Origin of the sequence: Arthrobacter sp. fls2-241-R2A-200 (genome assembly GCF_030209745.1) — a bacterium.
Taxonomy (GTDB): Bacteria; Actinomycetota; Actinomycetes; order Actinomycetales; family Micrococcaceae; genus Arthrobacter.
Genome location: NZ_JARVRJ010000007.1, coordinates 57,787 through 84,771 on the forward strand (window position 1 = coordinate 57,787; position 26,985 = coordinate 84,771).

General features: G+C 63.4%; 29 protein-coding genes. 21 read left to right on the forward strand and 8 right to left on the reverse strand.

All coding sequences use genetic code 11. The annotated features are described in order from the left end of the window. Positions 1-90: 90 nt before the first annotated feature. The gene (locus QRN42_RS07880) at positions 91-1,413 is read right to left on the reverse strand and encodes an MFS transporter (RefSeq protein WP_284978696.1); all 1,323 of its coding nucleotides are present in this window, start codon (positions 1,411-1,413) and stop codon (positions 91-93) included. A 203-nt stretch (positions 1,414-1,616) separates the two neighbouring features. On the opposite strand from QRN42_RS07880, the gene QRN42_RS07885 reads away from it, so the two are divergent. The 12 genes from QRN42_RS07885 (at position 1,617) to QRN42_RS07940 (ending at position 13,138) form a co-directional block, all read left to right on the forward strand. Beyond that, entirely contained in the window at positions 1,617-2,387 is a 771-nt protein-coding gene (locus QRN42_RS07885) for an IclR family transcriptional regulator (protein WP_284978697.1), read from the forward strand. Positions 2,388-2,578: 191 nt separating this feature from the next. Further along, positions 2,579-3,493: a shikimate dehydrogenase gene (locus tag QRN42_RS07890; protein WP_284978698.1), complete on the forward strand. Its 915-nt coding sequence runs from the start codon at positions 2,579-2,581 to the stop codon at positions 3,491-3,493. Beyond that, a complete protein-coding gene (locus QRN42_RS07895; RefSeq protein WP_284978699.1) occupies positions 3,493-5,364 on the forward strand; it encodes a bifunctional sugar phosphate isomerase/epimerase/4-hydroxyphenylpyruvate dioxygenase family protein in 1,872 nt (623 codons plus the stop codon). The genes QRN42_RS07890 and QRN42_RS07895 overlap by 1 nt, the downstream gene beginning before the upstream one ends. 47 nt (positions 5,365-5,411) lie before the next feature. Beyond that, a complete protein-coding gene (gene pcaH / locus QRN42_RS07900; RefSeq protein ID WP_284978700.1) occupies positions 5,412-6,296 on the forward strand; it encodes a protocatechuate 3,4-dioxygenase subunit beta in 885 nt (294 codons plus the stop codon). 4 nt (positions 6,297-6,300) lie between these two features. After that, entirely contained in the window at positions 6,301-6,891 is a 591-nt protein-coding gene (pcaG, locus tag QRN42_RS07905; RefSeq protein ID WP_284978701.1) for a protocatechuate 3,4-dioxygenase subunit alpha, read from the forward strand. Further along, a complete protein-coding gene (locus QRN42_RS07910; RefSeq protein ID WP_284978702.1) occupies positions 6,888-8,309 on the forward strand; it encodes a lyase family protein in 1,422 nt (473 codons plus the stop codon). Before pcaG ends, QRN42_RS07910 begins: the two co-directional genes overlap by 4 nt. Next, positions 8,302-9,117: an alpha/beta fold hydrolase gene (locus tag QRN42_RS07915; protein ID WP_284978703.1), complete on the forward strand. Its 816-nt coding sequence runs from the start codon at positions 8,302-8,304 to the stop codon at positions 9,115-9,117. Before QRN42_RS07910 ends, QRN42_RS07915 begins: the two co-directional genes overlap by 8 nt. Further along, positions 9,114-9,557 carry a 4-carboxymuconolactone decarboxylase gene (gene pcaC / locus QRN42_RS07920; RefSeq protein WP_284978704.1) on the forward strand — a complete coding sequence of 148 codons (444 nt, stop codon included), beginning with the start codon at positions 9,114-9,116 and terminating at the stop codon, positions 9,555-9,557. Before QRN42_RS07915 ends, pcaC begins: the two co-directional genes overlap by 4 nt. 31 nt (positions 9,558-9,588) lie before the next feature. Then, positions 9,589-10,806, forward strand: coding sequence for a thiolase family protein (locus QRN42_RS07925; protein WP_284978705.1), 1,218 nt, complete (start codon positions 9,589-9,591; stop codon positions 10,804-10,806). A 4-nt stretch (positions 10,807-10,810) separates the two neighbouring features. Beyond that, positions 10,811-11,515 (forward strand): 3-oxoacid CoA-transferase subunit A, encoded by a 705-nt coding sequence (locus tag QRN42_RS07930; RefSeq protein WP_284978706.1) that lies wholly within the window; start codon positions 10,811-10,813, stop codon positions 11,513-11,515. A gap of 2 nt (positions 11,516-11,517) precedes the next feature. Beyond that, the gene (locus tag QRN42_RS07935) at positions 11,518-12,186 is read left to right on the forward strand and encodes a 3-oxoacid CoA-transferase subunit B (protein WP_284978707.1); all 669 of its coding nucleotides are present in this window, start codon (positions 11,518-11,520) and stop codon (positions 12,184-12,186) included. A gap of 148 nt (positions 12,187-12,334) precedes the next feature. Further along, positions 12,335-13,138: an IclR family transcriptional regulator domain-containing protein gene (locus tag QRN42_RS07940; protein WP_284978708.1), complete on the forward strand. Its 804-nt coding sequence runs from the start codon at positions 12,335-12,337 to the stop codon at positions 13,136-13,138. Between the two features lie 2 nt (positions 13,139-13,140). Here QRN42_RS07940 and QRN42_RS07945 read toward each other — a convergent pair whose 3' ends face one another. Both QRN42_RS07945 and QRN42_RS07950 read right to left on the reverse strand, forming a co-directional pair. After that, entirely contained in the window at positions 13,141-13,485 is a 345-nt protein-coding gene (locus tag QRN42_RS07945) for an iron chaperone (protein WP_284976262.1), read from the reverse strand. 38 nt (positions 13,486-13,523) lie between these two features. Further along, positions 13,524-13,925 (reverse strand): RidA family protein, encoded by a 402-nt coding sequence (locus QRN42_RS07950; protein ID WP_284978709.1) that lies wholly within the window; start codon positions 13,923-13,925, stop codon positions 13,524-13,526. A 140-nt stretch (positions 13,926-14,065) separates the two neighbouring features. Between QRN42_RS07950 and QRN42_RS07955 the strand changes: the two genes are divergently transcribed. The 6 genes from QRN42_RS07955 (at position 14,066) to QRN42_RS07980 (ending at position 21,366) form a co-directional block, all read left to right on the forward strand. Further along, a complete protein-coding gene (locus QRN42_RS07955) occupies positions 14,066-14,935 on the forward strand; it encodes a fumarylacetoacetate hydrolase family protein (protein WP_284978711.1) in 870 nt (289 codons plus the stop codon). Between the two features lie 26 nt (positions 14,936-14,961). Then, positions 14,962-15,444, forward strand: coding sequence for a cupin domain-containing protein (locus tag QRN42_RS07960; protein WP_284978712.1), 483 nt, complete (start codon positions 14,962-14,964; stop codon positions 15,442-15,444). Positions 15,445-15,447: 3 nt separating this feature from the next. After that, on the forward strand, positions 15,448-16,320 hold the full coding sequence (locus QRN42_RS07965) for an acyl-CoA thioesterase (RefSeq protein WP_284978713.1): 873 nt from the start codon (positions 15,448-15,450) through the stop codon (positions 16,318-16,320). A gap of 53 nt (positions 16,321-16,373) precedes the next feature. Beyond that, entirely contained in the window at positions 16,374-18,068 is a 1,695-nt protein-coding gene (locus tag QRN42_RS07970) for an AMP-binding protein (protein ID WP_284978714.1), read from the forward strand. Positions 18,069-18,082: 14 nt separating this feature from the next. After that, positions 18,083-20,473, forward strand: coding sequence for a bifunctional salicylyl-CoA 5-hydroxylase/oxidoreductase (locus QRN42_RS07975; RefSeq protein WP_284978715.1), 2,391 nt, complete (start codon positions 18,083-18,085; stop codon positions 20,471-20,473). 230 nt (positions 20,474-20,703) lie between these two features. Beyond that, on the forward strand, positions 20,704-21,366 hold the full coding sequence (locus tag QRN42_RS07980; RefSeq protein ID WP_284978716.1) for a dihydrofolate reductase family protein: 663 nt from the start codon (positions 20,704-20,706) through the stop codon (positions 21,364-21,366). Between the two features lie 7 nt (positions 21,367-21,373). On the opposite strand, the gene QRN42_RS07985 is transcribed toward QRN42_RS07980, so the two are convergent. Beyond that, positions 21,374-21,907 (reverse strand): ABC transporter permease family protein, encoded by a 534-nt coding sequence (locus QRN42_RS07985; RefSeq protein WP_284978717.1) that lies wholly within the window; start codon positions 21,905-21,907, stop codon positions 21,374-21,376. Between the two features lie 184 nt (positions 21,908-22,091). Here QRN42_RS07985 and QRN42_RS07990 point away from each other — a divergent pair, with 184 nt between their 5' ends. Continuing rightward, positions 22,092-22,976, forward strand: coding sequence for a PaaX family transcriptional regulator (locus tag QRN42_RS07990; RefSeq protein ID WP_284978718.1), 885 nt, complete (start codon positions 22,092-22,094; stop codon positions 22,974-22,976). A gap of 60 nt (positions 22,977-23,036) precedes the next feature. On the opposite strand, the gene QRN42_RS07995 is transcribed toward QRN42_RS07990, so the two are convergent. Further along, positions 23,037-23,771, reverse strand: coding sequence for a VOC family protein (locus QRN42_RS07995; RefSeq protein WP_284978719.1), 735 nt, complete (start codon positions 23,769-23,771; stop codon positions 23,037-23,039). Between the two features lie 237 nt (positions 23,772-24,008). Beyond that, positions 24,009-24,650 (reverse strand): NADPH-dependent F420 reductase, encoded by a 642-nt coding sequence (locus tag QRN42_RS08000; RefSeq protein WP_284978721.1) that lies wholly within the window; start codon positions 24,648-24,650, stop codon positions 24,009-24,011. A gap of 104 nt (positions 24,651-24,754) precedes the next feature. On the opposite strand from QRN42_RS08000, the gene QRN42_RS08005 reads away from it, so the two are divergent. Continuing rightward, complete coding sequence (locus QRN42_RS08005) at positions 24,755-25,057, forward strand: hypothetical protein (RefSeq protein ID WP_284976250.1); 303 nt, start codon at positions 24,755-24,757, stop codon at positions 25,055-25,057. 2 nt (positions 25,058-25,059) lie between these two features. Beyond that, positions 25,060-25,815, forward strand: a complete 756-nt coding sequence (locus QRN42_RS08010; protein ID WP_284978722.1) for an HAD family hydrolase — start codon at positions 25,060-25,062, stop codon at positions 25,813-25,815. Here QRN42_RS08010 and QRN42_RS08015 read toward each other — a convergent pair. After that, complete coding sequence (locus QRN42_RS08015; RefSeq protein ID WP_284978723.1) at positions 25,812-26,183, reverse strand: hypothetical protein; 372 nt, start codon at positions 26,181-26,183, stop codon at positions 25,812-25,814. The two genes, QRN42_RS08010 and QRN42_RS08015, sit on opposite strands and share 4 nt — an antisense overlap. Positions 26,184-26,263: 80 nt before the next feature. Continuing rightward, positions 26,264-26,875 (reverse strand): NADPH-dependent FMN reductase, encoded by a 612-nt coding sequence (locus QRN42_RS08020; protein WP_284978724.1) that lies wholly within the window; start codon positions 26,873-26,875, stop codon positions 26,264-26,266. Between the last annotated feature and the right edge of the window lie 110 nt (positions 26,876-26,985).

The following is a 26,985-nucleotide window of genomic DNA, read 5'->3' on the forward strand; positions in this document are numbered from 1 at the left end:
ATGCCGGGCTTTCCGCGTGCTGCGGGTCAGTAATCGGGGAGGGGTGCGGCCTCCGCTGATGGATTGCGGGTGGGCTGGCCGGCAGTGGTGCTAAGCCCGCAAGCCGAGTTCCGAGGTGGGGATCTTTGCCGATTCGCGGGCCGTTAAGGCGGCGACCGCGGCGATGACGCAGACGATGCCCGAGAAGACCGAGACCGCAACCCAGCCCCCAGGTTTGGTGCCGCCGACGGCAGAGACGATAGTGGGCGCGAAGCCCGCGGCCAGGAAGCCCAGTTGAGTCCCGATGGCCAAGCCCGAGAAGCGGACTTTGGTGCTGAACATCTCCCCGTAGAAGGACGGCCAGACGGCGTTTGCAGCAGCGTAGCCGAAGGAGAAGTATGCAACGGCCGCGAGGAACATCAGCGGCGTGGATCCGGAGTCGAAGGACAGGAAGAAGAAGGGCGTCAGGATGGCGCTGGAAAGAGCGCCGTAAATAAACACCGGCTTCCTGCCGATTTTGTCGGCGAGCATACCGAACAGCGGCTGCGTTCCCAGTGCGACGACGTTGGCCACCACCACCAGCCACAGGGTAATAGTGCTGTTCACGTGGGAAACGTCCTGGGCATATTTAATGGCGAGCGTTCCAAAGACCGTACTGATGGCGGCGATGAAAGCACAGCAGACAACACGGAGGACATCCCGCCAGTGGTGCTTGAGCAGGTCGGCGATAGGCAGCTTGGAGATCTGGTTGTTCTTCCGTGCCTCGGCGAATGCCGGCGGCTCGTGCAGTGTCCGGCGAATGAAGTACGCGACCACCACTACTGCGGCACTGAGCCAGAATGGGATCCGCCAGCCGATTCCGTACTTGATGTCGTCAGGAAGTGCGACCACGGGGATGAACACCAAGGCTGCCAGGATCTGGCCCCCTTGAGTTCCGGTCAGTGTCCAGGAGGTGAAGAAGGAACGACGGTTGTCCGGGGCGTGCTCCAGGGTCATCGACGACGCGCCGGCTTGCTCTCCGGCCGCCGAGAAACCTTGGCAAAGGCGGGCCAGCACCAGCAGGATCGGGGCGCCCCAGCCGATGTTCTTGAAGTCCGGCAGGCAACCAATCACGAACGTTGAGGCGCCCATCAGGACCAGGGTGAACATGAGGACCTTTTGGCGCCCGATCCGATCCCCGAAGTGGCCCAGGAAAGCGGCGCCGATAGGCCGGGCAAGGTAGGCGAAGCCAAAGGTGGCGAAGGACATGACCGCGGCATTGGCGTCGGCGGACGGGAAAAACACGTGCGGGAAAATCAGTGCCGCGGCTGAGCCGAAGATGAAGAAGTCGTAATACTCGACGGCGCTGCCCAGGAAGCTGGCGAGGGCTGCTTTCTTGGGCGTTCCGGTGGTTTCTGTAATGCCTGGCGTCGCTGACGGCATTGTTTGGCGCATGGGAGGTTCCTTCTGTGACGACGATGTCGCTGATCTGTCTTCTGCGGAGTCTCACGCCGAGTGCGGCCTGTCGATCCCGGGCAAGTAACCGCATGGTGGAAGTTACTTGTGCAATACAGCAATAGTGACTGTGAGAGCGGTCACCTGTCAAGAGATGTCCCCACTATCTAGAAATAGCTCTCACTATGTGGGAGCATCGATACATGAGTGTGAAAGACGACACAAAAACAGACATGGTTGGAAAGGCGCTGAGCCTGCTCGTACTGCTGGGGGACGAGCCCCGGGGCGCCAGCGCCGCCGACTTGGCCAGGAGTGCGGGCCTTCCCTTCAGCACCACGTACCGCTTGCTGGGCTCCCTGACGCGCGACGGCTTTGTCGATTATGAACCCGATGGCCGCCGCTATCACTTGGGTTTGCGCGTGTTCCAACTGGGGCAGCGGGTGTCGAATCATCACGGCTTTGCCGCAACTGCATTGCCGGTCCTGCAGCGGGTCACGGAGCGCACCCAAGAGGCCACCATCCTCTCCGTGCGCGACGGGAACCATCACCTGACGGTCAACAAGGTGGACGGACCGAAGACGTTCCGGGTAACGAGCGATCCGGGGCACTTGGGCGCGCTGCATACGACGTCGGTGGGTAAGGCAATCGTGGCTTTCGAGGAAGAAATAGAACGGAAACGCTTGCTGGAGGAACTGCCCCTTGAGCCGTTAACGGAGCGCTCCATCACTGACAGGGATGCTTTCCGAGCGGAGATCGACCAGGTTCGGCGCCAAGGCTACGCGGTGATGGACGAGGAAAACGAGATCGGTATGCGGGCTGTCGCCGTCCCGGTGCTCAATGGCCAAGGCCATGCTTTCGCCTCGCTTGCCACCGCCGTCCCCGTCTTCCGCATGACCATGGAGGAGCTCCTTGCCTTCGTGCCCACCTTGCAGGAGGCTGCGGCTGAACTTTCGGCACGCCTGCCCCAGCGCTAACCCCTTGCGAGGCCCGCTCTGCTGGGTAATTGAACCCGGGAGCGTGTAGAGCGGGCCCCGCAACGCTACGTTTGTTCGCGATAAGAACATGCGTGCGGAATATGAACATTTGTAGTAATCTAAACAACACCGAAGGCGGGAGCGCCACTATCGCCTCCCATCGGCGGTGGTTAAGTTAAAGGAGCTTGAGGATGAGCAACCGAGCCGAGTCCGTGCTGGTGGGCCTGATTGGTGAAGGCGTCATGCCCTCGCTGACCCCTCCCATGCATGAACGCGAAGCCGACGTTCAGGGCCTTCGCTTGCTGTACCGCCCCATCGACCTGCTGGAACTCGCTTTGCCTGCTACCGCCGTCGGCGATCTCCTCACCGCAGCCCAGCGCATGGGCTACAACGGGTTGAACATCACCCACCCCTGCAAGCAGTTGGTGCTGGAGCACCTTGATGAAATTTCCGACGACGCCCGCCGCTTGGGTGCCGTCAATACGGTCCTGATTCAGGACGGCCGGCTCATCGGCCACAACACGGACTTCTCCGGCTTCGGCGCGGCGCTCGCCAATGGGCTCCCGCAAGCAAAGCTCCACCGCGTGGTCCAGCTCGGCGCGGGTGGCGCCGGATCCGCCGTCGCCTATGCGTTGCTCAAGGCCGGTGTCGCCACTTTGGATCTCGTCGACGTGGATCCGGCCCGCGCCGCAGAACGCGCTGAGGAACTAGGCGGCCTCTTTCCTGCCAGCACGGTCACGCCGCACATCCCCGGCGAATTGCCGGAGCTCATGCCGCTGGCTGATGGCCTGGTGCACTGTACCCCGATCGGCATGGCCGCACACCCGGGCCTGCCCCTGGACATGGCTCTCCTGGAGCCACGGCACTGGGTGGCGGACATCGTTTACCGCCCCATCGAAACTCAGTTGGTCCGCGAGGCTCGCGCCATGGGCTGCGACGTCCTCGACGGCGGCCGCATGGCAGTCGGGCAGGCGGCGGACGCCTTCCGACTCATCACAGGGCGCGAAGCCAACCCTGAACGGATGCGGGCGCACTTCTTGGAACTCATCGCTTTCGAGGATGCAGCGTCTGCTGCCGACCCAACCCTCGCAAAGGCAGGCCGCTGATGCGCACCGGAATCGCCACGGTCTGCCTGTCCGGCACGCTGAAAGAGAAAATGCAGGCCTGCGCCATCGCAGGGTTTGACGGCATTGAGATCTTCGAGCAGGACCTCGTCACCACGGCGCTCAGCCCGGAGGACGTCCGGAAGATGGCCGCGGACCTCGGCTTGGGCCTGGACCTTTACCAGCCGTTCCGCGATTTCGACGGCGTCACCCCGGACCTGTTGAAGGCCAACCTCAAGCGCGCGGAGGCCAAGTTCAACCTGATGGAACGCCTGGGGATGGACACCATCCTGGTCTGTTCGAACGTCGCCACAGCAACCATCGACGACGACGGGCTGCGGGCCGAACAGTTGGACGAACTTGCCCGGCTTGCCGGCGACCATGGGGTCAAGGTGGCCTATGAAGCCTTGGCGTGGGGCAAGTACGTCAACGATTACGAGCACGCCTACCGCCTTGTGGAGATGGTGGACCACCCCAACCTTGGGACCTGCCTGGACTCCTTCCACATCCTGTCCCGCGACTGGGATACTGCCCCGATCGAGGACATGAACGCGGAGAAGATTTTCTTCGTGCAGGTGGCCGACGCCCCCCAACTCACCATGGACGTGCTGTCCTGGAGCCGCCACTACCGGGTTTTCCCGGGAGAGGGCCAGTTCGAGCTCGCCAAGTTCATGGGTCACGTCGTCCGGGCAGGCTACACCGGGCCTGTTTCGCTTGAAGTCTTCAATGACGTTTTCCGGCAGTCCGATACCGAGCGGACCGCCGTCGACGCCATGCGTTCGCTCATTTGGCTGGAGGAACAGAGCGCCAAGTGGTTGTCCGGCAGCCCGGCGGAGACCGGGGCAGGAACCCAAGGGAACAACCGCCGTCGTTATCCCATGGAACTTGCCACGTTGCCCAAGGTGAACGAGCCGGCCGGCTTCAACTTTGCAGAGGTCAAGGCGGACGACACTGCGCAGCTTGAGAAGCTCCTGGGGCAGCTCGGCTTCGAATTCAACGGCCGCCACCGCACCAAGGACGTCCAGCTCTGGACCATGGGGCAGGCCCGCGTCATCATCAACGAGCAAGCCGCATCCCACGCCGAGCCTGCCATCGCCGCGTTGGGGTTCGACGTCGATTCACCGGTGATTGCCTCCGCTCGCGCCCAGCAACTCAAGGCACCTGTGGTGGCCCGCAGGGTCCAAGCCGACGAGGAAGTCTTCCAAGGAATCGCAGCCCCGGACTCCACCGAGATCTTCTTGTGCCAGGGCAGCCCGGACGGAACCGCTGCATGGACGCAGGAGTTTGGTGAAGGGGTAGGACATCCGGAGGCGGGCCGCGCAGCGGTGATCGACCACGTCAATCTGGCCCAGCCGTGGCAGCACTTCGACGAAGCCGTCCTCTTCTACACCAGCGCCCTCGCCTTGGAACCGCAGCCCTTTGCCGAGGTGCCCAGCCCCGGCGGGCTGGTGCGCTCGCAGGTGATGCAAACCGGCAACAAAGCCGTCAGGCTGGTGCTGAACCTCGCGCCGGCGCAGCAGGCCGAAAAAGCACGCAAAACGTATCAGGAACACATCGCTTTCGCAGTAGACGACCTCGTGGCAACAGCCCGGTCCGCACGCGATCGGGGGCTCGAGTTCCTGCAGATTCCCGCCAACTATTACGAGGACCTTGACGCAAGGTTCGATCTCGAACCTGGCTTCCTGGCCACCCTCAAGGAGCTCAACCTCCTGTATGACCGGGACGCCGACGGCGAATTCCTCCACTTCTACACGGCCACAGTTGGCAGCGTGTTCTTTGAAATGGCGGAGCGTCGAGGCAGCTATGACGGCTACGGGGCGCCCAACGCTCCGGTGCGTCACGCCGTGCAGTACGACTCGCTCCACCGGGTGTAAGCCCACCGCCCCTGACCGTCATAAGAAGCCATAGAAAGGAGCCAGCCGTGCCGCAAGACCACACAGCACAAGTTACTGCCACAGAAGCGCTCGAATCCGAGGAACTCGTGCCACCCGCAGAGCCACACGCGGCCCACGAGACCAAGGATGTGGAAACACAGGCGGATCTCAGTGCAGAGATCAAGGCCATCGGAGCCCGCTACGCCGAGGCACTCAAGAATGGCAAAGCACCGGAAACCATGCCGCGGCTGGACTACGCGCCGTACCGGAGCAGCATCCTCCGCCACCCCACCAAGAGCCTGCACCACGCGGACCCGGAAACCATTGAGCTCTACTCGCCGGCGTTCGGCCACCAGGACGTGCACGCCCTGGAATCCGACCTGACCATCCAGCACAACGGCGAACCGCAGGGCGAGCGAATCATCGTTTCGGGCCGGGTGCTCGACGGCGACGGCCGCCCGGTTGCCGGCCAGCTCGTGGAGATCTGGCAGGCCAACGCGTCCGGTCGCTACATCCACAAACGCGATCAGCACCCCGCACCGCTTGACCCGAACTTCACCGGCGTCGGACGCTGCATTACCGGCAGCGACGGCTCTTACAGCTTCACCACCATCAAGCCTGGCGCGTACCCGTGGAAGAACCACCTGAACGCGTGGCGTCCGGCCCACATCCATTTCTCCATGTTCGGCTCGGAATTCACGCAGCGCATCGTCACCCAGATGTACTTCCCCGGCGACCAGCTCTTCCCGTTGGACCCCATCTACCAGTCGATCGTAGACCAAGACGCCCGGGATCGCCTGGTGGCCCAGTACGATCACGAGCTGACCAGCCCCGAGTGGGCCCTCGGGTACAAGTGGGACATCATCCTGACCGGTTCCAAGCGGACCTGGACGGAAAACGAAGCATACGGCGACGCCGGGGACGAGGAGTAAGCGCATGAGCAAGCTGGCACCCACACCGGGTCAGACCGTTGGCCCCTTCTACGGCTACGCCCTTCCTTTTAACAAGGACAACGAACTCCTCGCTCCCGGCAGCCCCGGCAGCATCCGCCTCCAAGGCACTGTGTATGACGGCGCCGGCAACACCATCCCGGACGCCATCCTCGAAATCTGGCAGCCCGACTCCAACGGCAACATCGTCCAGCGCGCCGGCTCTTTGGTCCGCGACGGTTACACCTTCACGGGGTGGGGCCGGGCCGCCGTCGGAAATTCCGGCATGTACACCTTCACTACGGTCAATCCCGGCCCGGTGAAGCCCGGTGCTGCCGCGTTCATTTCCGTGGCTGTGTTCGCCCGCGGTCTCATGAACCGCCTCTTCACCCGGGTGTACCTGCCGGAAAATGAAGAAGCACTGGCCAATGATCCGCTGCTGAGCTCCTTGGACTCCGAGCGCCGCAAAACGCTCATCGCCCGCCGCGATCCCGACGGCGGCCTTACCTGGGACATCCGTTTGCAGGGCGGGGACGAGACCGTGTTCCTGGATTTCCAGCAGGACGGTTCGCTGGACTTGGTGACGGACCAATCATGACCGACGGCGACTTCGGCCTCCTGAGCCCCGTTTCGGCGTCGCCCACTGTGGCGGCGTTGACGGGCGACCGTGCAGTGGTGGCGGCAATCCTCGACGTCGAAGCCGCCTGGGCTGCCGTGCTCGAGGAAGCGGGCCTTGTGGCTGCCGGATCCGCCGCTGTGGTGGCCCAAGCCGCATCTCCCGAACACTACGACGTCGCCTCCGTTGCCGAACGTGCCCAAGGCGGCGGCAACCCGGTCATCCCACTGCTCGCGGACCTCCGCGCCCGTGTCAAGTCCCTGGACTCCGCGGGTATCGGCGCGGCGTCCGCCGTTCACTCCTCCCTCACCAGCCAAGACGTCCTCGACTCCGCGCTCATGCTGCTCGCCAGCCGCACCTTGTCGGCGTTGCTGGCTGAGGTAACGGGCACGACGACGGCGCTCGCCGGCTTGGCGGCCGAGCACACGGACACGCTGTGCGTGGGCAGAAGCCTGACGCAGCATGCACTTCCGTACACGTTCGGGCTCAGGGCTGCACAATGGTTTCACGGTGTGGCGGCTTCCTCCCAACGCTTGGCATCGCTGGAGTTGCCCGTGCAGTTCGGCGGGGCAGGCGGAACCCTGGCCTCCGGCGCACGGCTGACGGCGGGCTCTCCAGAGACTCCCTTCACGCTGGCGGATTCATTGGCAGGGAAGCTTGGGCTGGCACCCGCCCCGGCTCCCTGCCACACCAACCGACTCGCCGTCACTGCCCTCGGCGATGGGCTTGCCGCGCTCGTGGATTCCTTCGGCAAGATCGCTGCGGACGTGCTCTTCTTGAGCCGCCCGGAAGTCGGCGAGCTCGGCGAACCGTTGGCGGCCGGGCGTGGTGTTTCCTCGGCCATGCCGCAAAAGCAGAACCCCGTGCTGTCCGTGCTGATCCGCAGCGCAGCGTTGCAGGCTCCGGGCCTCGCATCGCAGCTGCACCTGGCCGCTGCAACTTTCAACGATGAGCGGCCCGATGGTGCTTGGCACACTGAATGGCCGGCGCTGCGTCAATTGCTGGCGCTGGTTTTGGGGGCCGCAGGACATCTCCGCGAACTGACCGAAGGCTTGCGGGTATTTCCTGAGGCCATGCGCAGGAACCTGGACATTTCGGGTCCGCTGCTCCTCAGCGAAGGGGTGATGGCCGCCGTCGCGCCCCTCCTCGGTGAGGACGGTAAGCAAAAGCTGCAGGGCGTCGTCGACGAAACGCTTGCAATGCCCGCGGGGGAGCAGGCAGCCACCTACCGGAAACTGCTGCGCGAAGCTGTCCCCGCGGAGAAGCTGTCCGATTCCGATCTTGAAGCATTGCTGGACCCGGCGAACTATCTGGGTGAGGCTGCGGAGATCAGCCAGCGGATCCTCGCCGCGTACCCCGACTTTGCCGGGTCCTCAACGAAGGGAGCCACCCGTGGCTAAGCCAAGTGTCAAGGCCGTGCTGCTTTCCCCGCAGCGCGAACTGGGAAACAAGCCACTCCTGGTGGTGGGCCCATCGCTGGGTACCTCCACCATTCTGTGGTCTGCCACCGCGGCCCTCCTTGGCGACGAGTACGACGTCATCGGCTGGGATCTCCCCGGCCACGGCATCTCGCCCGCCGCTACGGAAGGTTTCGACGTCGCGGAGTTGGCGGACGCCGTCGTCGATCTTGTTGACTCTGTGGTCCCGCCAGGGAAGACGGCGGCGCGGTTCCATTACGCGGGGGTCTCGTTGGGCGGCGCCACCGGCCTGCAACTCGGCATCAAGCACGCGGACCGGCTCCGCAGCCTGTCAGTCCAGTGCAGCGGGCCCAAGCTCGGCACTCCTGAAGGGTGGCTGGAACGGGCAGAAACCGTCCGCAAACTGGGCACAGCGGTGATGATCCAAGGTTCGGCGCAGCGCTGGTTCGGCGCCGGTTTCATGGATCGCCAGCCGGAGATCAGCAGCCGCCTCCTGCACGCGCTCCGGGACGCCGATCGCTTCAGCTACTCGTTCTGCTGCGAAGCCCTCGCCGCGTTCGATGTCCGCGAGCAACTCGGCAGCATCACCGTCCCCACGCAGGTAATTGCCGGCGTCGAGGATGAGGTGGCTCCGCCGTCGTTGGCCGAAGAGACTGTGGCGGCCATCCGGGCCGGGGGCGGTACGGCCGTTACCGAAACGCTCGACGGCGTCGGTCACCTGGCGCCGGCAGAAGCGCCTGCCATCGTGGCTGGACTGATGCGCAACTTCATGAAGGAGGACGGACTGTGAGTACTGTTTCTGACGGCGCCGAACGGAATGGTGCCGTCCAGCCTGAAGCCACCGCGCAGGACATTTACGACGCCGGCATGGCAGTCCGCCGCGAAGTCCTCGGCAGCGCGCACGTTGACCGGGCGAACGCCGGCAAGGATTCCTTTACCGAGGACTATCAGGACATGATCACGAGGATCGCCTGGGGTGGCATCTGGACGCGTCCAGGCCTCAGCCGTCAGATGCGTTCCGCCATCACCCTCACGGCGCTCGTGGCCCACGGCCACTGGGAGGAGCTCGCCATGCACGTCCGGGCGGCCCTCAACAACGGCCTGAGCAGGGACGACATCAAGGAAATCCTGCTGCAGTCCGCCATCTATTGCGGCGTTCCGTCCGCCAACTCGGCGTTCAAGACCGCCCAAAAAGTATTCGCAGACATCGACGCCTCCGAACCCAACTGACCCCTAGTTGGGGAGATTGAGAGAGAAACACATGAACCAGGCATTTGTGTACGACGCCGTGCGCACGCCCTTTGGAAAGTTCGGCTCCGGCCTTGCTGGTGTCCGTCCTGACGACCTTGCTGCCCACGTGGTCCGCGAATCCGTAAAGCGCGCACCGGGCCTGGATGTCGAGCGCATCGATGAGGTGATGTTCGGCAACGCCAACGGCGCCGGCGAGGAAAACCGTAACGTCGCCCGGATGGCGTCCTTGCTGGCCGGCTTGCCGACGTCGATCCCCGGCACCACGGTCAACCGGCTCTGTGGTTCGTCATTGGACGCAGCGATGATCGCGTCCCGCCAGATCAACGTCGGCGACGCCGATGTTGTGTTGGTGGGCGGGACCGAGTCGATGTCCCGCGCGCCGTGGGTGCTGCCGAAGACGTCCAAGCCCTACCCGTCCGGAGACATGACGTTGGCATCCACCACGTTGGGGTGGCGGTTGGTGAACCCTGCCATGAACAAGGACTGGACCATCTCCTTGGGCGAGGCTACCGAACGCCTGCGCGAAAAGTACGGGATCACCCGTGAGCGACAGGATCAGTTCGCTGCGGATTCACACAACCTGGCCGACGCTGCGTGGAACGAAGGGTTCTACGATTCGTTGGTCACACCGGTTCCGGGCACCGACCTGGTCCGGGACGAGGGCATCCGTGCCGGTTCGTCGGCTGAGAAGCTTGCCGGTTTGAAGACCGTCTTCCGCCCCGAGTCTGACGGGCCCGACGGCGGAACGGTCACCGCCGGGAATGCCTCGCCTTTGTCCGACGGCGCATCTGCGGCATGGATCGGTTCGGAGGCAGCTTCCTCGATCCTTGGCTTGGAACCCGTGGCCCGCATCGCTGGCCGGGGTGCGCATGGCAACGACCCCCAGTTCTTCGGTTTCGCCCCGGTGGAGGCCGCGAACAAGGCCCTGGCAAAGGCGGGCATCGGCTGGGAGCAAGTAGGCGCCGTCGAACTTAACGAGGCATTTGCCGCGCAGTCGTTGGCTTGCGTGGATGCATGGGGGATCGATCCGTCGATCGTGAACCAGCACGGTGGCGCGTTGGCGATGGGCCACCCGCTCGGGGCCTCTGGTACGCGCATCCTCGGTACACTGGCCCGTTCCTTGCAGCTCTCTGGTCAACGGTGGGGCGTCGCGGCGATCTGCATCGGGGTGGGGCAGGGGCTGGCCGTGGTGCTGGAAAACGTTAGTGCTTCAGTGAGAGGGGCGTAGGGAATTGCTGAATTTTATCGACACTGTTGGCGAGGCTGTAGCTGGCATCCAGGACGGTTCCACCGTGATGATTGGCGGGTTCGGTAACGCCGGGCAGCCGTTCGAGCTGATCGATGCGCTGATGGATTGTGGCGCGAAGGACCTCACCCTGGTCAACAACAACGCCGGGCAGGGCGATCAGGGCTTGGCGTTGCTGATCAAGGAAGGCCGGGTCCGGAAGATGATCTGTTCCTTCCCGCGGCAGTCGGATTCCTGGCATTTCGATGCCAAGTTCCGGGCTGGGGAAATTGAGCTGGAGCTGGTTCCGCAAGGGAACCTGGCCGAGCGCATCCGCGCCGCCGGTGCCGGAATCGGCGGGTTCTTCACACCCACCGGCTACGGCACCACGCTGGCTGAAGGCAAGGAAACACGGCTGCTGGATGGGAAGTGGCAGGTGTTCGAAACCCCTATTCACGCCGACGTCGCCCTCATTAAGGCATTGAAAGCGGACGGCAAGGGCAACCTCGTGTACCGCAAAACCGCGCGGAACTTCGGACCCATCATGGCCGCCGCCGCGAAGCACACCATCGTCCAGGTCTCGGAGATCGTACCCACGGGTGCCTTGGATCCGGAGAACGTGGTGACGCCCGGGATTTACGTCAACAGCGTGGTCCGGGTGGATCCTGCTGGTTCGAACTCGGCGGCCATCGACACAGAACAGGTGGCCTGATCATGAGCACCCAGACAAGTATCCAAACCTCCGAGAAGCCGTTGGGCCGCGATGAGCTTGCCCAGCTCGTGGCCCGGGACATCGTGCGGGGTTCGTTCGTGAACCTGGGCATCGGTCAACCGACACTGGTGTCGAACTACCTCACCGAGGAACAGAACATCACGCTCCACACCGAGAACGGGATGCTCGGCATGGGCCCTGCTGCGGTGGGGGACGACGTCGATGGTGACTTAATCAATGCCGGCAAGATCCCTGTCACTGAGCTACCGGGCGCGTCCTACTTCCACCACGCCGACTCCTTTGCGATCATGCGGGGCGGGCACCTGGACATCTGTGTCCTCGGCGCGTTCCAAGTATCCGCGAGCGGTGACCTCGCCAACTGGCACACCGGCGCGCCCGACGCGATTCCCGCCGTCGGAGGTGCCATGGACCTGGCAACAGGAGCCAAGGACGTGTTCGTGATGATGACGCTCCTGACCCGCGAAGGCGCGTCCAAGCTCGTGGAGCAGTGCACCTACCCGCTGACCGGCGTCGGCTGCGTCACCCGCGTGTACACGGACAAGGCTGTGTTCCTCATCGGCGCGGACGGCGTCACCGTCCGGGAGACGTTCGGTTGCACGTTCGAGGAGATCCAAATACTCGTCCCCTTGTCCCTGAAGCCTGCAGAGTAGGCCCTGCAACTTGGCCCCCGTGCGTTGTGGGGCCCGCTTTGCAGGGAAATTCGGGTGTGGAGCCTGCAGAGTAGGCCCCGCAAGTTCCGGTGGTGTGCAGAGTAGGCCCCGCAAGTCCCGTGCGTCAACGCACTTAGGATTGGTAACCATGAGCGATTCGGCAGTAACCCCACAGGCCAGCGACCAGTACGTCCAGTCGCTGGCCCGGGGGCTCGCCGTGATCCGGGCCTTCGATGCGAACAACCCGGTCATGACCCTCAGTGAAGTCGCGGCCCGAACCGAGCTGACGCGCGCCACCGCTCGGAGGTTCCTGCACACGCTGGTTGAACTCGGCTATGTCCGCACGGACGGCAAAACCTTTGCGTTGACGGCCAAGGTGCTCCAGTTGGGGTACTCGTACCTGTCGGCTTTGTCCCTGCCGCAGTTGGTCCAGCCGCACCTGGAACAGCTCAGCCATAAGTTGGGGGAGTCGACGTCGGCTGCTGTCCTGGACGGGCCGGACATCTTCTACGTTGCCCGCGTTGCCACACGCCGCATCATGAACGTGGGCATCACGGTGGGCACCCGTTTCCCCGCTTATGCCACTTCTATGGGTCGCGTCCTGCTCGCCGGATTGCCGCAGGCCAAGTTCGAGTCGTATCTTTCGACGGCGGAACTTACCCCGATCACGCCCCGGACCGTTGCCAGCGCACCCGACCTGAGGGCCGCCGTCGAACATGTCCGCGCACAAGGCTGGTGCTTGCTGGACCAGGAGCTGGAAATCGGACTCATGTCCATCGCAGCGCCGGTGTGGAACCACAATAACGGCGACAACGTTGCCGCCATCAATGTCTCTTTGCAGGCGCAGGCCGTCGCGGCGCAGCCTGACCCGGCAAAGTATCTCGAGTCGGTGCGGCTCGACGTCGTGGCCACCGCCAAAGCGATCTCCGAGGACGTCTCCGCGAAGCACTGAAGCTACTTCCGGATCGCCGCCAGCCGCGTTTCCAGGATCCGGCGGATCAGTGAGTCCGGCACCGGGTTGTCCACGGAAAACCGCAACGTCCCCGGGGACCAGGAATAGCCTCCGAGTTCCTCGGACATGGTGGGCAGGATCTGCCCACTGTAGGGGTATAACGCCAGATGCTTCTTGGTCTCGATCACACTGACGAAGCCCTTGCCGTCAATCAGCAATGCGGGCATTCCGTAGCTGGTGCCTTCGACGGCGTCGGGCGCGAGTTCACGAGCCAGGTCAACAATCCGTTCCAGCGGTCCGCGGTTCGCTGCGCTGACGCTCGACAGGTATTCGGTGACGGTTCCCATAGGGACATCCTCCGCCACAGCTCCGACGAGGACCAGCCTTACTTGCGTTCGGGGATCACCGCGATGCCCTGGATTTCGATCAGGGCCTCTTTCTGCCACAGGCGCGTGACGCCGATGCCGGCCATTGCGGGGTATTGGGAGCCAGCCATTTCGCGCCAGATGTGCCCGATTTCGCGGCCGTTGGCCATGTAATCGTCCACGTCTGTCAGGTAAATGGTCACGTTCACGAGGTCTTCGGGCCGTCCGCCGGCTTCACGCAAGGTAGTGAGCACGTTGGTGAACGCCTGGGTGAACTGCTCCACGATGCCACCGGGGACGATATTCATGTTCTTATCCAAGGCCGTCTGCCCGCCGAGAAAGACCGTGTTTCCGGCCAGGATGCCATGCGCGAAGCCAGAGGGCTTGGGCAGCGATTCCGGGTTGATCGTCTGGTGGCTCATGGTGTTCCTCCTGGATGTGGCAACTGCAAAACTTTGAAAAAGCCTCTGTGCAGATCATTTCCGCCGTGCTACCTTGAGCATATGTGACGATCGTAAAAAAGTCGACACATCATAAAAAAGCCTGAAGGAGCACCTGCATCATGAAACTTGCCACTCTGCGTACCGCCAGTGGAGGTACGACGGCGGCACTCGCCACGAGCGACGGCTCGTACCTGGCGCTCCCGGCTGCCGACGTGGGCGCACTCCTCGCCCGGCCCGACTGGCGGCGCATTGTGCAGGAAACCGGAGTGCAGGAAAACGCCGCGCAGGACGCACAGCCCGTGACTTTGATTGCGGAGGCCGACGCTGACTACGCGCCCCTGCTGCCGCGGGCTGGCAAGGTGATTTGCTGTGGACTGAACTATGGCGACCACATCCAAGAGATGGGCCGGGAGCTCCCCGAGTTCCCCACGCTGTTTGCCAAGTACGCCGACACCCTGCTCGGGGCCAACGACGCCATCGAGGTCCGCGGTAGCGTCCGCGTCGACTGGGAAGCCGAGCTCGCCGTCGTCGTCGGCTCTGAACTGTTCCACGCGGATGAGGACCAAGCACGTGCTGCGATAGCCGGGTACACGGTTGCCAACGATGTCTCCATGCGCGACTGGCAGAACCGGACGCTGCAGTGGTTCCAAGGTAAAGCATGGGACCGGACAACTCCCGTGGGCCCGGTGATGGTGACGGCCGACGACGGCGGCGACAGCTTCGACGTCCGCGGCTACGTCAACGGCGAGCTCGTCCAGCAGGGGAACACCAGCACCCTGGTGTTCAGTCCGGCCCGGCTCCTGTCCTACATCTCGCAGTTCACCGTCCTGCGTCCCGGCGACCTCGTCCTCACGGGAACGCCCGGGGGAGTGGGCATGGGAATGACCCCGCCGCGTTTCCTTAACGACGGCGACGTGCTCGCTACTGAAATCGACGGGATCGGCCGCCTGGAAAACCGGGTCCGGATCCACTCCACCGTCACTGCCTAACCCAGCCACAACAAAGGAGAACCTCCATGAGCCAGACCACCACGGATTACCGCCTCGAAGGCGACAACTCCATCTACGCGCAGGCAGACGGATCGGTGGTTCCCGTCGTCACCCGCGCCGGCGAGGAAGACACCAACACTGCCCAATCCGGCGACTGCATCCGTGTCTCCGGTGTCAGCATCCAGCACACGCCGGCAACCAAGATCTGGTTTGGCCAGGTCTCTAACACCCCCGGCTACCGGTCGCTGCCGCACCACCACGGCGAAGCCGAAACCGGCGGCTACGTGCTCCGTGGCCACGGCCGGATCTACTTCGGTGAAAACTACTCCGAGTTCCTCGACATGAAGACCGGCGACTGGGTATTCGTCCCGCCGTTCATGCCGCACGTCGAAGCCAACATGTCCGTCACCGAGGACCTCGTGTGGCTCACTGCGCGCACGCCCGAGAACCTCGTGGTCAACCTCGACGACGTCCCGGACGAGACCCTCGCCGACTACCGTCGGGCCTGAGCCATGATCACTGGAACCCTGACGTCGGAAACATTCCTCAAGGCGGTTGAACTTACCGCGACCGAGCCCCAGGTCTTCGATGAAGCATATGAGGCAACCACCCAGTACGTGCCGTGGCCAAAAGCCTACGGTGGGGACATGGTGGCCCAGGCTGCGGCCGCCATGATGCGGTCCGTGGAATCCGACCGGCAGCTCCACTCCATGCACAGCTATTTCATGCGCCCCGTGGATGTCGGTTCCAGTGTCCGTTACGAAGTGGAACGTCTCCGGGACGGCCGTGGCTATTCCACCCGCACGGTCCGCGGCTTCCAAAACGGAAAACCCGTATATGCCGCGATGGGGTCGTTCCAGGTTCCCGAAGACGGTCCGGACTTCCAGCCCGAGGCTCCTGCCGCCGTCGAGCCTGAATCATTGTCCACCGCAGCGGAAGCGCTGGCTGGGGTGGACGGCGATGCCGGAGAGTACTGGTCCTCGGGCCGAAGTTTCGACATGAGGCATATACCCGGACCGGTATACATCGAGCTGGAGGGCGGTTCGGTGCCGCAGCAGACCATCTGGGTCAAGGCCTTCGATGAGCTTCCCGACGACGCCGACCTCCACCGCGCGGCCCTCGCGTATGTCTGCGACTACACGATTCTGGAGCCTTTGCTTCGGGTGAACGGCCTGCACTGGTCAAGCCCGGGGCTCGCGACCGCGAGCCTCGACCACTCCATGTGGTTCCACCGGGACGGCCGCGCCGATGAGTGGGTGCTGTACGCGCAGGAAGCAATTTCCGGCCAAAGCAACAGGGGCCTTGCGATGGGGCGTTTCTTTGACCGGCAAGGAAGGCTCCTCGCCACGGTTGCCCAAGAGGGCATGATCCGGGCCGGAGCCTGAGCCTCCCGACCCCCAACCACCAGCTTCAACGATGCACCCCTGAAAGGACGGCCATGAGCATGATGCCATCGGCCCATGTGGACACGTTTACCCGCGACCACTTGCCACCCGCCGATACCTGGCCGGCGCTTGAATTCACCCTCCCTGAACTCCAGTATCCGGAACGGCTCAATGCTGCGGCCGTGCTGATCGACGACGCTGTCGAACAGTACGGCGCAGACCGGCCGGCCCTATGGACGCCGGACGGTGCGGTCTGGACCTATGGTCAGCTCCAGACGCGTTCCAACCAGGTGGCCCAGGTTCTCACAGAGGATCTGGGTGTTGTTCCGGGTAACCGGGTCCTTCTCCGCGGCCCCAACAATCCGTGGATCGTGGCTGCTTGGCTTGGCGTGTTGAAGGCAGGCGCCGTGGTGGTCACCACCATGCCCATGCTGCGCTCCGCCGAGGTGTCCACGCTGATCCAGCTCACCAAACCCCTGGTTGCGATCTCGGATCACCGTTTCCGGGACGAGCTCGCGGTAGCTGCCGGGGATGATGTCACCGTCCTGACGTACGGAGCCGGCAAAGGATTCGACGACGACGGCGACCTCGTCTCGCGCTGTGGCCACAAGAGCGGCAAGTTCACGGCAGTGGACACCTCCGCCGACGACGTTGCCCTGCTGGGTCCGACGTCGGGCACCACCGGAGTGCCCAAGGTAACCATGCATTTCCACCGGGACATCCTGGCCAACGCCGATACGTTTGCCCGCTACATCCTGCAGCCCACCGCTGACGATGTCTTTGCCGGCTCACCTCCGCTTGCCTTCACGTTCGGGCTGGGCGGCTTGGTGGTGTTCCCGCTGAGGTTTGGGGCGTCGTCTTTGTTGACCGAGAAGGCCGGACCGGTTGAATTGGCCGAGCACGCCTCCAAGGCCGGGGCAACCATCCTTTTCACGGCACCCACGGCATACCGCGCGATCCTCAAGGAGAAGCGCGGGGACCTTCTGCGGGGACTTCGCATCGCCGTCTCTGCGGGAGAACACCTCTCCAAGGAAACGTGGGAAGCCGTGCACGAGGCCACCGGCCTGCGGTTGGTCAACGGGATCGGTGCCACGGAGATGTTGCACGTCTTCATCTCCGCTGCCGGGGACGATATTCGACCGGGAACCACAGGACGGGTGGTTCCGGGCTTCCGGGCCACCATATTGGATAACGACGGCAACGAACTCGGCCCCGGCGCCATGGGCCGGTTGGCCGTTATCGGCCCCACCGGCTGCCGCTACCTGGATGACCCCCGTCAGGCGAACTACGTTGTCCGCGGTTGGAACGTCACGGGCGATACGTTCTCCATGGACGCAGACGGGTACTTCACGTACCAGGCGCGCTCGGACAACATGATCGTCTCTTCCGGGTACAACATCGGCGCGCCCGAGGTCGAGGCCGCTATCGACCAGCACCCCGACGTGATGGAAAACGCGGTCATTGGAATCCCTGATGAGGAACGCGGCAGCATCGTGTGCGCCTTCGTCGTCCTGCGCGAAGGCGTCACTGGCGATGCCGCAAAGCGCAAGGAAATCCAGGACTTCGTGAAGCAGACCATCGCCCCGTACAAGTACCCCCGCGACGTCCGCTTCGTGGCCGAGCTGCCGCGGAACCCCAGCGGCAAACTCCAGCACTTCAAGCTCCGCGACAGACTGCTCACAGAAGACGCAGCAGGGAACGCGAGCGGGACCGAACAACTTACCCACGCCGGCCAGAGCCAGGCCTGAGAAGGAGCAGCACCATGAAAATTGCAATCGTTGGAGGTGGGCCGGGCGGCCTGTACTTCGCAGCTTTGATGAAGCAACTGGATGCCTCGCACGACATCACCTTGTGGGAACGGAACGCTGCCAGCGACACTTTTGGCTTCGGCGTCGTATTTTCCGATGAGACGCTGGGAGGCATCGGTAACGCCGATCCCGTGGTGGCTGAGTACATGAGCCGTCGCTTTGCCCGCTGGTCCGACATCGACATCCACTTCCGGGACGAGACGATCACCGTTGGCGGCCAAGGTTTTGCGGCGATGAGCCGGAAGGAACTGCTGGAGTTGCTGCAGCACCGGTGCATCGAACTGGGTGTCGACGTGCGATTCAGCACTCTGGCACCAGCGATCGAAGAGCTCGAAGCGAACTATGATCTGGTGCTCGCCGCCGACGGGATCAACTCGCAGATCCGTGCCAAGTATGCGGACGCTTTCCGCCCCACCTTGGACCCGCGTAGCAACAAGTTCATGTGGCTCGGTACAAATCAGGTCTTCGAGGCATTCAAGTTCTTCGTGAAGGAAACCCAGTGGGGCGTCATGCAGATCCACGGTTACCCCTATTCGGACGAGGGCTCCACGTTCATCGTGGAAATGCACCAGGACGTGTGGCATGCTGCGGGCTTCGACGAGACGGCCAACGAAATGTTCCCTCCGGGAGTCTCGGACGAGAAATCGATCGCCAAGATCCGCGAGATCTTCGCTGAAGAACTGGACGGCTACGAAGTCCTGACCAACAACTCCAAGTGGATCAACTTCACCACGGTTCGCAACGAGAGCTGGCGCAAGGGCAACGTTGTGCTGTTGGGCGACGCTGCCCACACCGCACACTTCTCCATCGGCTCGGGCACCAAGCTCGCCATGGAGGACTCGTTGGCTTTGGCTGCCTGCCTGCACGAGCACCCCACAGTGCAGGCCGCGCTGGAAGCGTACGAAGCCGAGCGAAGGCCCGTGGTTGCTTCCACCCAGCGCGCTGCTCAGGCCTCGCTTGAGTGGTTCGAGCGCATCGGCCAGTACAAGGACCAGGATCCCACGCAGTTCGCGTTCAACCTGCTTACCCGCAGCCGCCGCATCACGCAGGAAAACCTGCGCCTCCGCGACCCCGAGTTCGCGGAGGCTGTGGATCGCGATTTCGCAGAGTCCCAAGGCCTGTCCGACGTCGCGCCGGCCATGTTCCAGCCGTTCCGCATCGGCGAACTGGAGCTGAAGAACCGTATTGTGGTCTCTCCGATGGACATGTACTCCGCTGTTGACGGAATTCCGGGCGACTTCCACAAGGTCCACCTGGGTTCCAAGGCCTTGGGCGGCGCGGGCTTGGTCATGACCGAGATGGTCTGTGTTTCCGAAGCCGGGCGCATCACCCCGGGTTGCAGCGGGCTGTACACGGATGCCCAGCGCGATAGCTGGAAGGAGATCGTGGACTTCGTCCACAGCCGTTCCACCGCAAAGATCGGGGCGCAGCTGGGCCACTCCGGCCGCAAGGGCTCCACCAAGCTCATGTGGGAAGGCATCGACCAGCCCCTCGAGTCCGGCAACTGGACCGCCGTCGGACCCTCTGCCCTGCCGTACGGCCCCGAAAACCAGACACCGGTGGAGCTGGACCGTGCAGGTATGGACGCCATCAGGGCCGAGTTCGTCGCCTCAACCGTTCGCGCCGCGCAGGCGGGATTCGACCTCCTCGAAATTCACGCCGCCCACGGCTACTTGCTGTCCTCATTCCTTTCGCCGGTGTCCAACAAGCGGACCGATGAATACGGTGGCAGCCTGAAGAACCGGCTGCGGTTCCCGCTGGAAGTGTTCGACGCCGTTCGGTCGGCTTGGCCCGCGAGCAAGCCTCTGACGGTGCGCATCTCCGCGACGGACTGGATCGAGGGCGGCAACACCTCCGGTGATTCGGTCGCCATCGCGAAGGCTTTTGTAGAACACGGCGCTGCCGGGCTGGATGTTTCCACCGGCCAAGTCGCCAAGGAAGAGAAACCGGCTTACGGACGCAGCTACCAGACGCCGTTCGCCGACCGCATCCGGCAGGAAGTTGCCGCCCCCGCGGGCGTGGCCGTGATCGCCGTCGGTGCCATCTCCAGTTACGACGACGTGAACTCCATCCTCCTCGCCGGCCGTGCTGACTTGATCGCCTTGGGCCGTACGCACCTCTACGATCCTCAGTGGACCTTGCACGCTGCTGCTGAGCAGGAGTACCACGGCCCCGGGGCCCAGTGGATTCCGCAGTTCCGCGCCGGCCGGCGGAAGCCGCCCAGCTCCCGCACCGATGCCGTGCGGCCTCGTTTGTCACTGCTCAAGGAAGCCGACGTCGAAGAGGCCACGGCACATCTTCGCTGGACGCCCGAGCGGGCGACGACGTCGGTCCTGGTCAAGTAGCGCGGGTGAAGTAGCGCGGGCACGGCGGAGGCTCCGCACAGCCCTGGCAGGACCAATTTGCCGGGGCTGTGCGTGTCAACCGCCAGACCCCGGAAGTGCTTGCAGTTTGCCGCGCGCGTGCGTTACCGTCGGCGCAGCGAATGCATGCTGCAAACGGTTCAGGCTGAGCGTGTTTCGCCCGTCATTTTTCGTTTCACCCGTCAAAGTTCACTGCACCATCAAGGAGCCCGATGTCGCTGGTTCGCGTTCACAACTTCTCTGTTTCGCTCGACGGATTCGGCACTGGAGAGGGGCAGGAGTTAGAGACCCCGTTCGGGCATGCCGGGCAGCGCTTGGTTCAGTGGGCCTTTCCGACGCGCACCTTTACGCAAATGGGTCTCAATGGTGGGGTTGGCGGCACCAACGGGGTCGATGAGACCTTTGCCAGCCGCTGGGCTGCCGGAATCGGCGTCGAAATCATGGGCCGCAACAAGTTCGGGCCCCAGCGCGGCCCGTGGACCGACGAGGAATGGCAGGGGTGGTGGGGCGAGAACCCGCCGTTCCACACGCCGGTGATCGTCCTAACGCATCACCCGCGTCCGGCGCTGACCATGGAAGGCGGAACCACCTTCCATTTCGTTGATGCCAAGCCCGCCGAAGCACTTGAACAAGCACGCGCCCTGGCTGGTGGCCTCGATGTGCGGATCGGCGGCGGCGTCGCCACGGTGCGCGAGTTCCTGCAGGCCGACCTCATCGATCAGATGCACATCGCCGTGGTTCCCATCCTCTTGGGCCGGGGTGAGCGGTTGTGGGACAACCTCGAAGGACTTGAGAAACGCTTCGACATCGAAGCCGCGCCGTCACCGAGCGGCGTGGTGCACCTGACGTTCGCGCGCCGCCAGAACGGTTCTTAACGCGCCGTTAGCGCAGGCCCTTGACGATGTTCTTGGGTCGCTGCATCTCGCCGTGCTTGGCGCCGAGAATGATCACCCAGGCCGCGAAGGCAGGAATGGCCCACTGCAACGCTTTCAGCTGCGTTTGGGCTGACTTGAGCTCGTCCGACGCGCCCGCCCGAGGCTCGGTGGCACCCTCCGCTCCTTGGTCAGCGAGGGCGTCCACTTTCTTTCCCACGATCCCTGCGTAGAGGGTGACGGCAGCACCAGCCAAGGTCACCGCCGTCTTGTAAACCGTGTTGGCCGCCACGTTGTCCTGCTTGGCGATCCTGCCCTTGTTTTCCCATGCGATGGCGAGATCTGCCACCAGGTGCCCGGCAAAAGCGGCCGTTTGGATTGGCGCCCATTTGCCCCAGCCCTTGCTGGACAGGCGGGTCCGCTCGGCAGGGTCCTTGGCTTCCGCCGCTGCACCGTTCAAACCAATGGCGCCCATCAAGGAGCCACCGAACCACGCTGCCGCAGTGAGGTCGTGAACGGAGCGAGCTACGAGATTTCCTGCCATGATGTGCTTCCTATCGTCGATACGGTGAGGACTTTTCGGCCTTATCGGCCTCAAAGCAGTGTCTATCTATAGTAAGCATGCTTATCAACGTACGGCTAGGCTTCGCCCGGGCGACGGCGGTCCGCAGCCCTATGATGAACTGGACTGGCGCCTGAACTGGAGGCGCGGAAAAGAGGACCTTTCAATGTTCCCCGTCCCGGCACCCCCGGTTCGCCACCAGCAGTTGCTCGTCACCATTTTCGGTCTTTATGGCAGGAATGCGGGCGATGCGTTGCCGGTCTCGGCGTTGATCGCGATGCTGGGCTCACTGGGTTATGACGCGCCAGGAGTGAGGTCCTCGGTGTCCCGGTTGAAGTCCAAGGGCGTCTTGAAGAGCGTGCGCGAGGACGGGATCGCCAAGTACAAGATCGCGGAGTCCGTGAGCGATGTATTCCGTGAAGGGGACCGGAGGATTTTCGCACCAGAGCCACCAGCCCCTGTGGACACATGGGTCCTGGCCGTTTTTTCGGTGCCGGAATCGATGCGTAACCGTAGGCATCAGTTGCGTTCAGCTTTGGCCGGACTCGGATTCGGCTCCGTCGCCAACGGTGTATGGATCGCGCCGGCGCACAAGCTGGAGCAGGCCCGGGAACGGCTGATGGCCAACGGGCTCATCGAGTTCGTGGACCTGTTCCGCAGTGATTACGTCTTTGACGGGCCCATGCGGCCCAAAATTTCAGAGTGGTGGGATCTTAAGGAACTCGATGAGCAGTTCACCGAGTTCCTCGCGCTGTACGAGGGCGCGGAGCAACAGTGGGTTGAACGGGTAGGCGAGGATCCGGAGGCTGCCTTGGCGGCCTCCACAGAGGAGCTGCGAAGGGACGCGTTCCGCTACTACATCCCTATGTTGACCATGTGGCGCCGGTTCCCGTATCGCGACCCAAACCTGCCCACCGACTACCTTCCGCCGGACTGGCACGGCCCGGCAGTCCGCAGGATCTTCCTGGGAGTGCATCGCCTGGCAGCTCCCTTGGCCGCCGCCCACGCCCATAACGTCATCACCGAAGCTCTTGATCCGGTGGTTGCCTGAAAAACCGGCTGCTGTGTGGAGCGTCGGTAACACCGAATACTTCGCCCTGGGGAGCTTGGACTATCGCCGTACGTCCGAGCGGCCCCTCCGTGAGGGGTTCCAGCAGCTTGGAACCACGTTCCGTAGCCATGCGGACCGTGGCCTCAACGTCGTCGCTGGCGAACCAAGTAAGCCAGTGCCATGGGCTGGGTCCACGGGCGACACGCACTGCAAGCCAGCTACCTCCCTGCCGTCATGGGGCCTGCGGATGGCGGCATAGGGGCGGTCCTCCGCAGGGATTTCCTGGTAGCTATGGCCGAACACCTCTGCGTAAAAGGAGCGCGCTGCGGGATAGCTCAGCGTTCGGAGTTCGTTCCAGCACAGCGAACCGTGCTCGTTGACGCGTTCTGCCCCGATGTGCGTTCCTGCTTGCCAAACTCCGAACGCCGCCCCGGCGGTGTCTTCGGCCAGAGCCGTCCGGACCGAAGTGGTGACGTCGCATGGGTGTGCCGTTACCCGTCCGCCAGCGGCCTCGATCTTCCTCGCCGTGACACCGGCATCGTCAGTGGCGAGGAATGTTGTCCAGCCCGCTCGGTCCTGCCGGAGGCCGATCCCCGCCACTGCGCGGCCGCCGAGATGTGCCAGGAGATAATCCTCGACCGCAGTGCCGCCCCCGAACTCCCGGAATTGACCGCCGGGCAGGAACTGCCATCCGAAGAGGTCTGCGTAGAAGCCCTTTGCCGCTTCGAGGTCCTGAACTCCCAGATCCACCCACATAGGAGTCCCCGCGGGCCAGTTCGAGATCTTGGTGGACACGGGACTCCTCGAATAGGGCGCTGGTCGAATAGGGCGCTGGTCGAATAGGGCACTGCTCGAATAGGGCACTTGCCGAATCCGGCGCTTGCCGAATCCGGCGCTTGCCGAATCCGGCGCTTGCCGAACTGGCAGGGGGCGACTGCTTCCCGGGGGGCCCGATGCGCCGAACGCCCAAGGAAGCAGTCACCAATAAAGTGCACAAACGGCCCTATTTATGACACGGTTTTGTCCCGAAATTTAGACGGTTCGCGTCGCCTTGGCGAGGTTCTCACGCAGCTCGTCGGCATTTTGGCGGATCACGTAGGCGGGGCGGTCGCGCTCAACCCGCCAGCTGTCCTCGAGGGGGCCGATGTTGACTGTGTCGAAGCCGAATTCGTCATAAAGCTTGGTGACCAGTTCCGCGGCCTCCGGGAAGTCGCTGGCCGTAGCCAAGGCACGACGATTCGGGGTTCCGGCCGGCGCGCCGTCGGTGGTGATGTCCTTGGCATAGATGTGGTTAAAACCCTTGGCCACCTTGGATGCCGGAAGGTGCTTCTGGAGCAGTCCCGAGGTAGTTGCTTCGCCGTTGTCCAACTCCGGGATACGGCCATCGCGCTCCCAGTAGTAGTTGTTGGTATCCACCACGATCTTGCCCTCAAGGGGCCCCACCGGAATGCTTCCATAGTTCTTCAGTGGAACGGTCACGACGGCGAAATCACCGGCCGCTGCGGCCTCCGCGGCCGTTACGGCTCGGGCGCGAGGCCCTAGTTCTGCCACCAGGTCACTGAGGGTTTCCGGTCCCCGTGAGTTGCTGATGACGACGTCGTAGCCGAGTTCCACGGCCTTGCGTGCCAGCTGGCTGCCAATGTGTCCTGCTCCGATAATTCCAATTGTTGTCATGATCCTGCCAACACCGTCCGTCGCGCAGGTATTTCCCGCGGTCTCCCGGAGCCCAACGCAGGCGGTAGGCCGCCGTCGTTCGGGTTATACTAAGTAGTCTTACTATGCAGATTGTCATCAAAGGCGAGGAGGTTTGGGTGGCTGGACATTTGGAATTGGTCGATACCCCTGACGGGGGTTACAGGATTCTCATGGTGGATGCTGAGGACACCTTGATGGGGCTTTCGAAGCGTTATGCGTCAGTGGATGAGGCCGCCAGGGGAGTCGAAGCCATCCGGGAGGTGGCCGGGACGGGACTGCTCAGCAGAGCGTCATCGGAACGGTATGCGGTACTCATGTTGGAGGAGCCTGAGATTGACTCGGCTCTGGCGGGGCAGGCCCCGCGCGCACGCGTGGAGGTGGGCTAGGAATGGCAGAGTCAAAGTCCGGCAAAGCTACCCCAACCGCAGGAAAACGGCGCGGCGTCCTCTTCGATGTGGATGGAACGCTGATCGACTCCAGCTACTTCCACGCAATGGCTTGGTGGCAAGCCTTCCGCCGGGAGGGCCTGGACGTCCAGATGTCCGCCATCCATCGCTGCGTGGGAATGGGCGGGGACAAGTTGATCCAAGCCCTGGTTCCGGGTTGCTCAGAGGACATGCAGGAAGACTTGAAGTCCGCCCATGGCGCTGTGTTCTCGACCTTTTGGCCCGCGCTGCGGACCTTCGATGCTGCCCGGGAGCTGTTGTCCGCGATCTCGGAGTCCGGCTTGGCTGTGGGTCTGGCGTCCTCTGCCCAGGAACGCGACCTTGAGGTGAGCAGGCAGCTTCTCGACGGCGGATCCTCCAGCGGCGAATCCTCCGACGGCGGCGGAGCTGCCATCGATGCTTGGACCAGCTCCAACGATGCCAAGGAAAGCAAACCTGAGCCGGACATCCTCCTGGCGTGCCTGGAAAAGCTGGAGCTCAGCCCCGAAGATGTCGTTTTCGTTGGGGACGCGGTGTGGGACGTGAAGGCCGGCGCCGCAATCGGGGTGCCCGTGATCGGCTTGCTGTGCGGTGGAATCAGCGAGGCGGAGCTGCGCGAAGCAGGTGCCGCAGAGGTCTATGACAACCCGCGGCACCTGCTCGAGCAGTTGGAATCCAGCATCATTGGGCGGCTGACCGAGGGGCAGCCCGGCGCTTAGCGGCGGCGATCCGTCAGTCCTTTATCCTTGGGACGCCGGTTCCGCACCGTCCAAATGATGATGCCGATAATGATGATGGCTGCCGCGATAGCCAAAATCCACGGCACCACGTCTGTCCGTTGTTGTTGCTGCTGGCCGGTCTCTCCCGTGCCCGGGTTGTTGGGTCCGGTGCTTCCGCCGGTGGACGGGCTGGGCGCGTCTGAGTCGGATGCGCTGGTCGTCGCTGTAGGGGAGCTGCTGGGTGTTGCGCTGGCGGCGGTGACATGGCCCTGAGTCGAGACGGCGGCGTCGGCCGCAACAGCCGTAGCGGCCATCGACCCGGAGAACAGGGCCAATGCCAGGGTGGTCATGGCTAGTCTACGAAGCATCGTTTCTCCTTGGTGAGGGTGTGTCCGAGCATCACTTATATTAGTAAGCATACTGACTAAACCATGAATTGCGGAGAAAACTAACGGTTCAGCTTGTCACTGTCCGGTTCCGGGTCACCGATATGGCCCGGAGCGTTGGCCGCGAGGACCCGCTGCACGAAAGCGCTGTATTCCTCCATGAAGTGGCGCAGCAGACCTGCGGTGGCCTCGTCCTTTACTGAACCGTCGTCGTCGTAGGCATCCGCGACAAAGCGGATGTAGGCCTCGGGGGCATTCAGCTGCGGTGCGTCAAGGAAGCTTAAAACGCTTCGCATGGACGACTGCATGACCGCCGTGCCAATACCGCCAGGCGATGCGCCGATGATCCCGGTAGGTTTGCGTGCGAACGAATTGGTGCCCCAGGGGCGGGAGCCCCAATCGATGGCATTCTTCAGCGCGCCCGGGATGGAACGGTTGTATTCGGGCGAGATGAACAAGATACCGTCGGACGCTGCGATGGCATCCTTCAGGTCCTTCCCCACTTGGGGAAAGTCGCCGTCGTAGTCGGAGCTGTAAAGAGGGAGATCCTTGATGGCGATCTCGTGGAATTCCAACTCGGGCGGGGACACGCTGATGAGGGCCCGCGACAGGACGCGGTTGATGGATGTGCTGGACAAACTTCCGACGAAATAGCCGATCTTGAACGTTTCCACGGGGGCGTTCCTTCCCGACGGCACGGCCGGAACCGGCTCGTCGACGGTGTGGCGGCTGGTTGCCTCCAGCTTCAACTGACCCTAGTTGACTTGTGCACATAGCGCAGCCC

What these genes read in the sequence shown, in the direction of transcription:
- QRN42_RS07950 (WP_284978709.1), bottom strand. Translation starts at nt 13,925, where the DNA reads ATGAGCCACCAGACGATCAACCCGGAATCGCTGCCCAAGCCCTCTGGC.
- QRN42_RS07960 (WP_284978712.1), top strand. Translation starts at nt 14,962, where the DNA reads ATGAGCCAGACCACCACGGATTACCGCCTCGAAGGCGACAACTCCATC.
- QRN42_RS07880 (WP_284978696.1), bottom strand. Translation starts at nt 1,413, where the DNA reads ATGCGCCAAACAATGCCGTCAGCGACGCCAGGCATTACAGAAACCACC.
- pcaG (WP_284978701.1), top strand. Translation starts at nt 6,301, where the DNA reads ATGAGCAAGCTGGCACCCACACCGGGTCAGACCGTTGGCCCCTTCTAC.
- QRN42_RS07980 (WP_284978716.1), top strand. Translation starts at nt 20,704, where the DNA reads ATGTCGCTGGTTCGCGTTCACAACTTCTCTGTTTCGCTCGACGGATTC.
- QRN42_RS07975 (WP_284978715.1), top strand. Translation starts at nt 18,083, where the DNA reads ATGAAAATTGCAATCGTTGGAGGTGGGCCGGGCGGCCTGTACTTCGCA.
- QRN42_RS08005 (WP_284976250.1), top strand. Translation starts at nt 24,755, where the DNA reads ATGCAGATTGTCATCAAAGGCGAGGAGGTTTGGGTGGCTGGACATTTG.
- QRN42_RS07925 (WP_284978705.1), top strand. Translation starts at nt 9,589, where the DNA reads ATGAACCAGGCATTTGTGTACGACGCCGTGCGCACGCCCTTTGGAAAG.
- QRN42_RS07955 (WP_284978711.1), top strand. Translation starts at nt 14,066, where the DNA reads ATGAAACTTGCCACTCTGCGTACCGCCAGTGGAGGTACGACGGCGGCA.
- QRN42_RS07935 (WP_284978707.1), top strand. Translation starts at nt 11,518, where the DNA reads ATGAGCACCCAGACAAGTATCCAAACCTCCGAGAAGCCGTTGGGCCGC.
- QRN42_RS07965 (WP_284978713.1), top strand. Translation starts at nt 15,448, where the DNA reads ATGATCACTGGAACCCTGACGTCGGAAACATTCCTCAAGGCGGTTGAA.
- QRN42_RS07895 (WP_284978699.1), top strand. Translation starts at nt 3,493, where the DNA reads ATGCGCACCGGAATCGCCACGGTCTGCCTGTCCGGCACGCTGAAAGAG.
- QRN42_RS08000 (WP_284978721.1), bottom strand. Translation starts at nt 24,650, where the DNA reads ATGACAACAATTGGAATTATCGGAGCAGGACACATTGGCAGCCAGCTG.
- QRN42_RS07940 (WP_284978708.1), top strand. Translation starts at nt 12,335, where the DNA reads ATGAGCGATTCGGCAGTAACCCCACAGGCCAGCGACCAGTACGTCCAG.
- QRN42_RS07885 (WP_284978697.1), top strand. Translation starts at nt 1,617, where the DNA reads ATGAGTGTGAAAGACGACACAAAAACAGACATGGTTGGAAAGGCGCTG.
- QRN42_RS08010 (WP_284978722.1), top strand. Translation starts at nt 25,060, where the DNA reads ATGGCAGAGTCAAAGTCCGGCAAAGCTACCCCAACCGCAGGAAAACGG.
- QRN42_RS07985 (WP_284978717.1), bottom strand. Translation starts at nt 21,907, where the DNA reads ATGGCAGGAAATCTCGTAGCTCGCTCCGTTCACGACCTCACTGCGGCA.
- QRN42_RS07890 (WP_284978698.1), top strand. Translation starts at nt 2,579, where the DNA reads ATGAGCAACCGAGCCGAGTCCGTGCTGGTGGGCCTGATTGGTGAAGGC.
- QRN42_RS07970 (WP_284978714.1), top strand. Translation starts at nt 16,374, where the DNA reads ATGAGCATGATGCCATCGGCCCATGTGGACACGTTTACCCGCGACCAC.
- QRN42_RS07910 (WP_284978702.1), top strand. Translation starts at nt 6,888, where the DNA reads ATGACCGACGGCGACTTCGGCCTCCTGAGCCCCGTTTCGGCGTCGCCC.
- QRN42_RS07945 (WP_284976262.1), bottom strand. Translation starts at nt 13,485, where the DNA reads ATGGGAACCGTCACCGAATACCTGTCGAGCGTCAGCGCAGCGAACCGC.
- QRN42_RS07990 (WP_284978718.1), top strand. Translation starts at nt 22,092, where the DNA reads ATGTTCCCCGTCCCGGCACCCCCGGTTCGCCACCAGCAGTTGCTCGTC.
- QRN42_RS08015 (WP_284978723.1), bottom strand. Translation starts at nt 26,183, where the DNA reads ATGCTTCGTAGACTAGCCATGACCACCCTGGCATTGGCCCTGTTCTCC.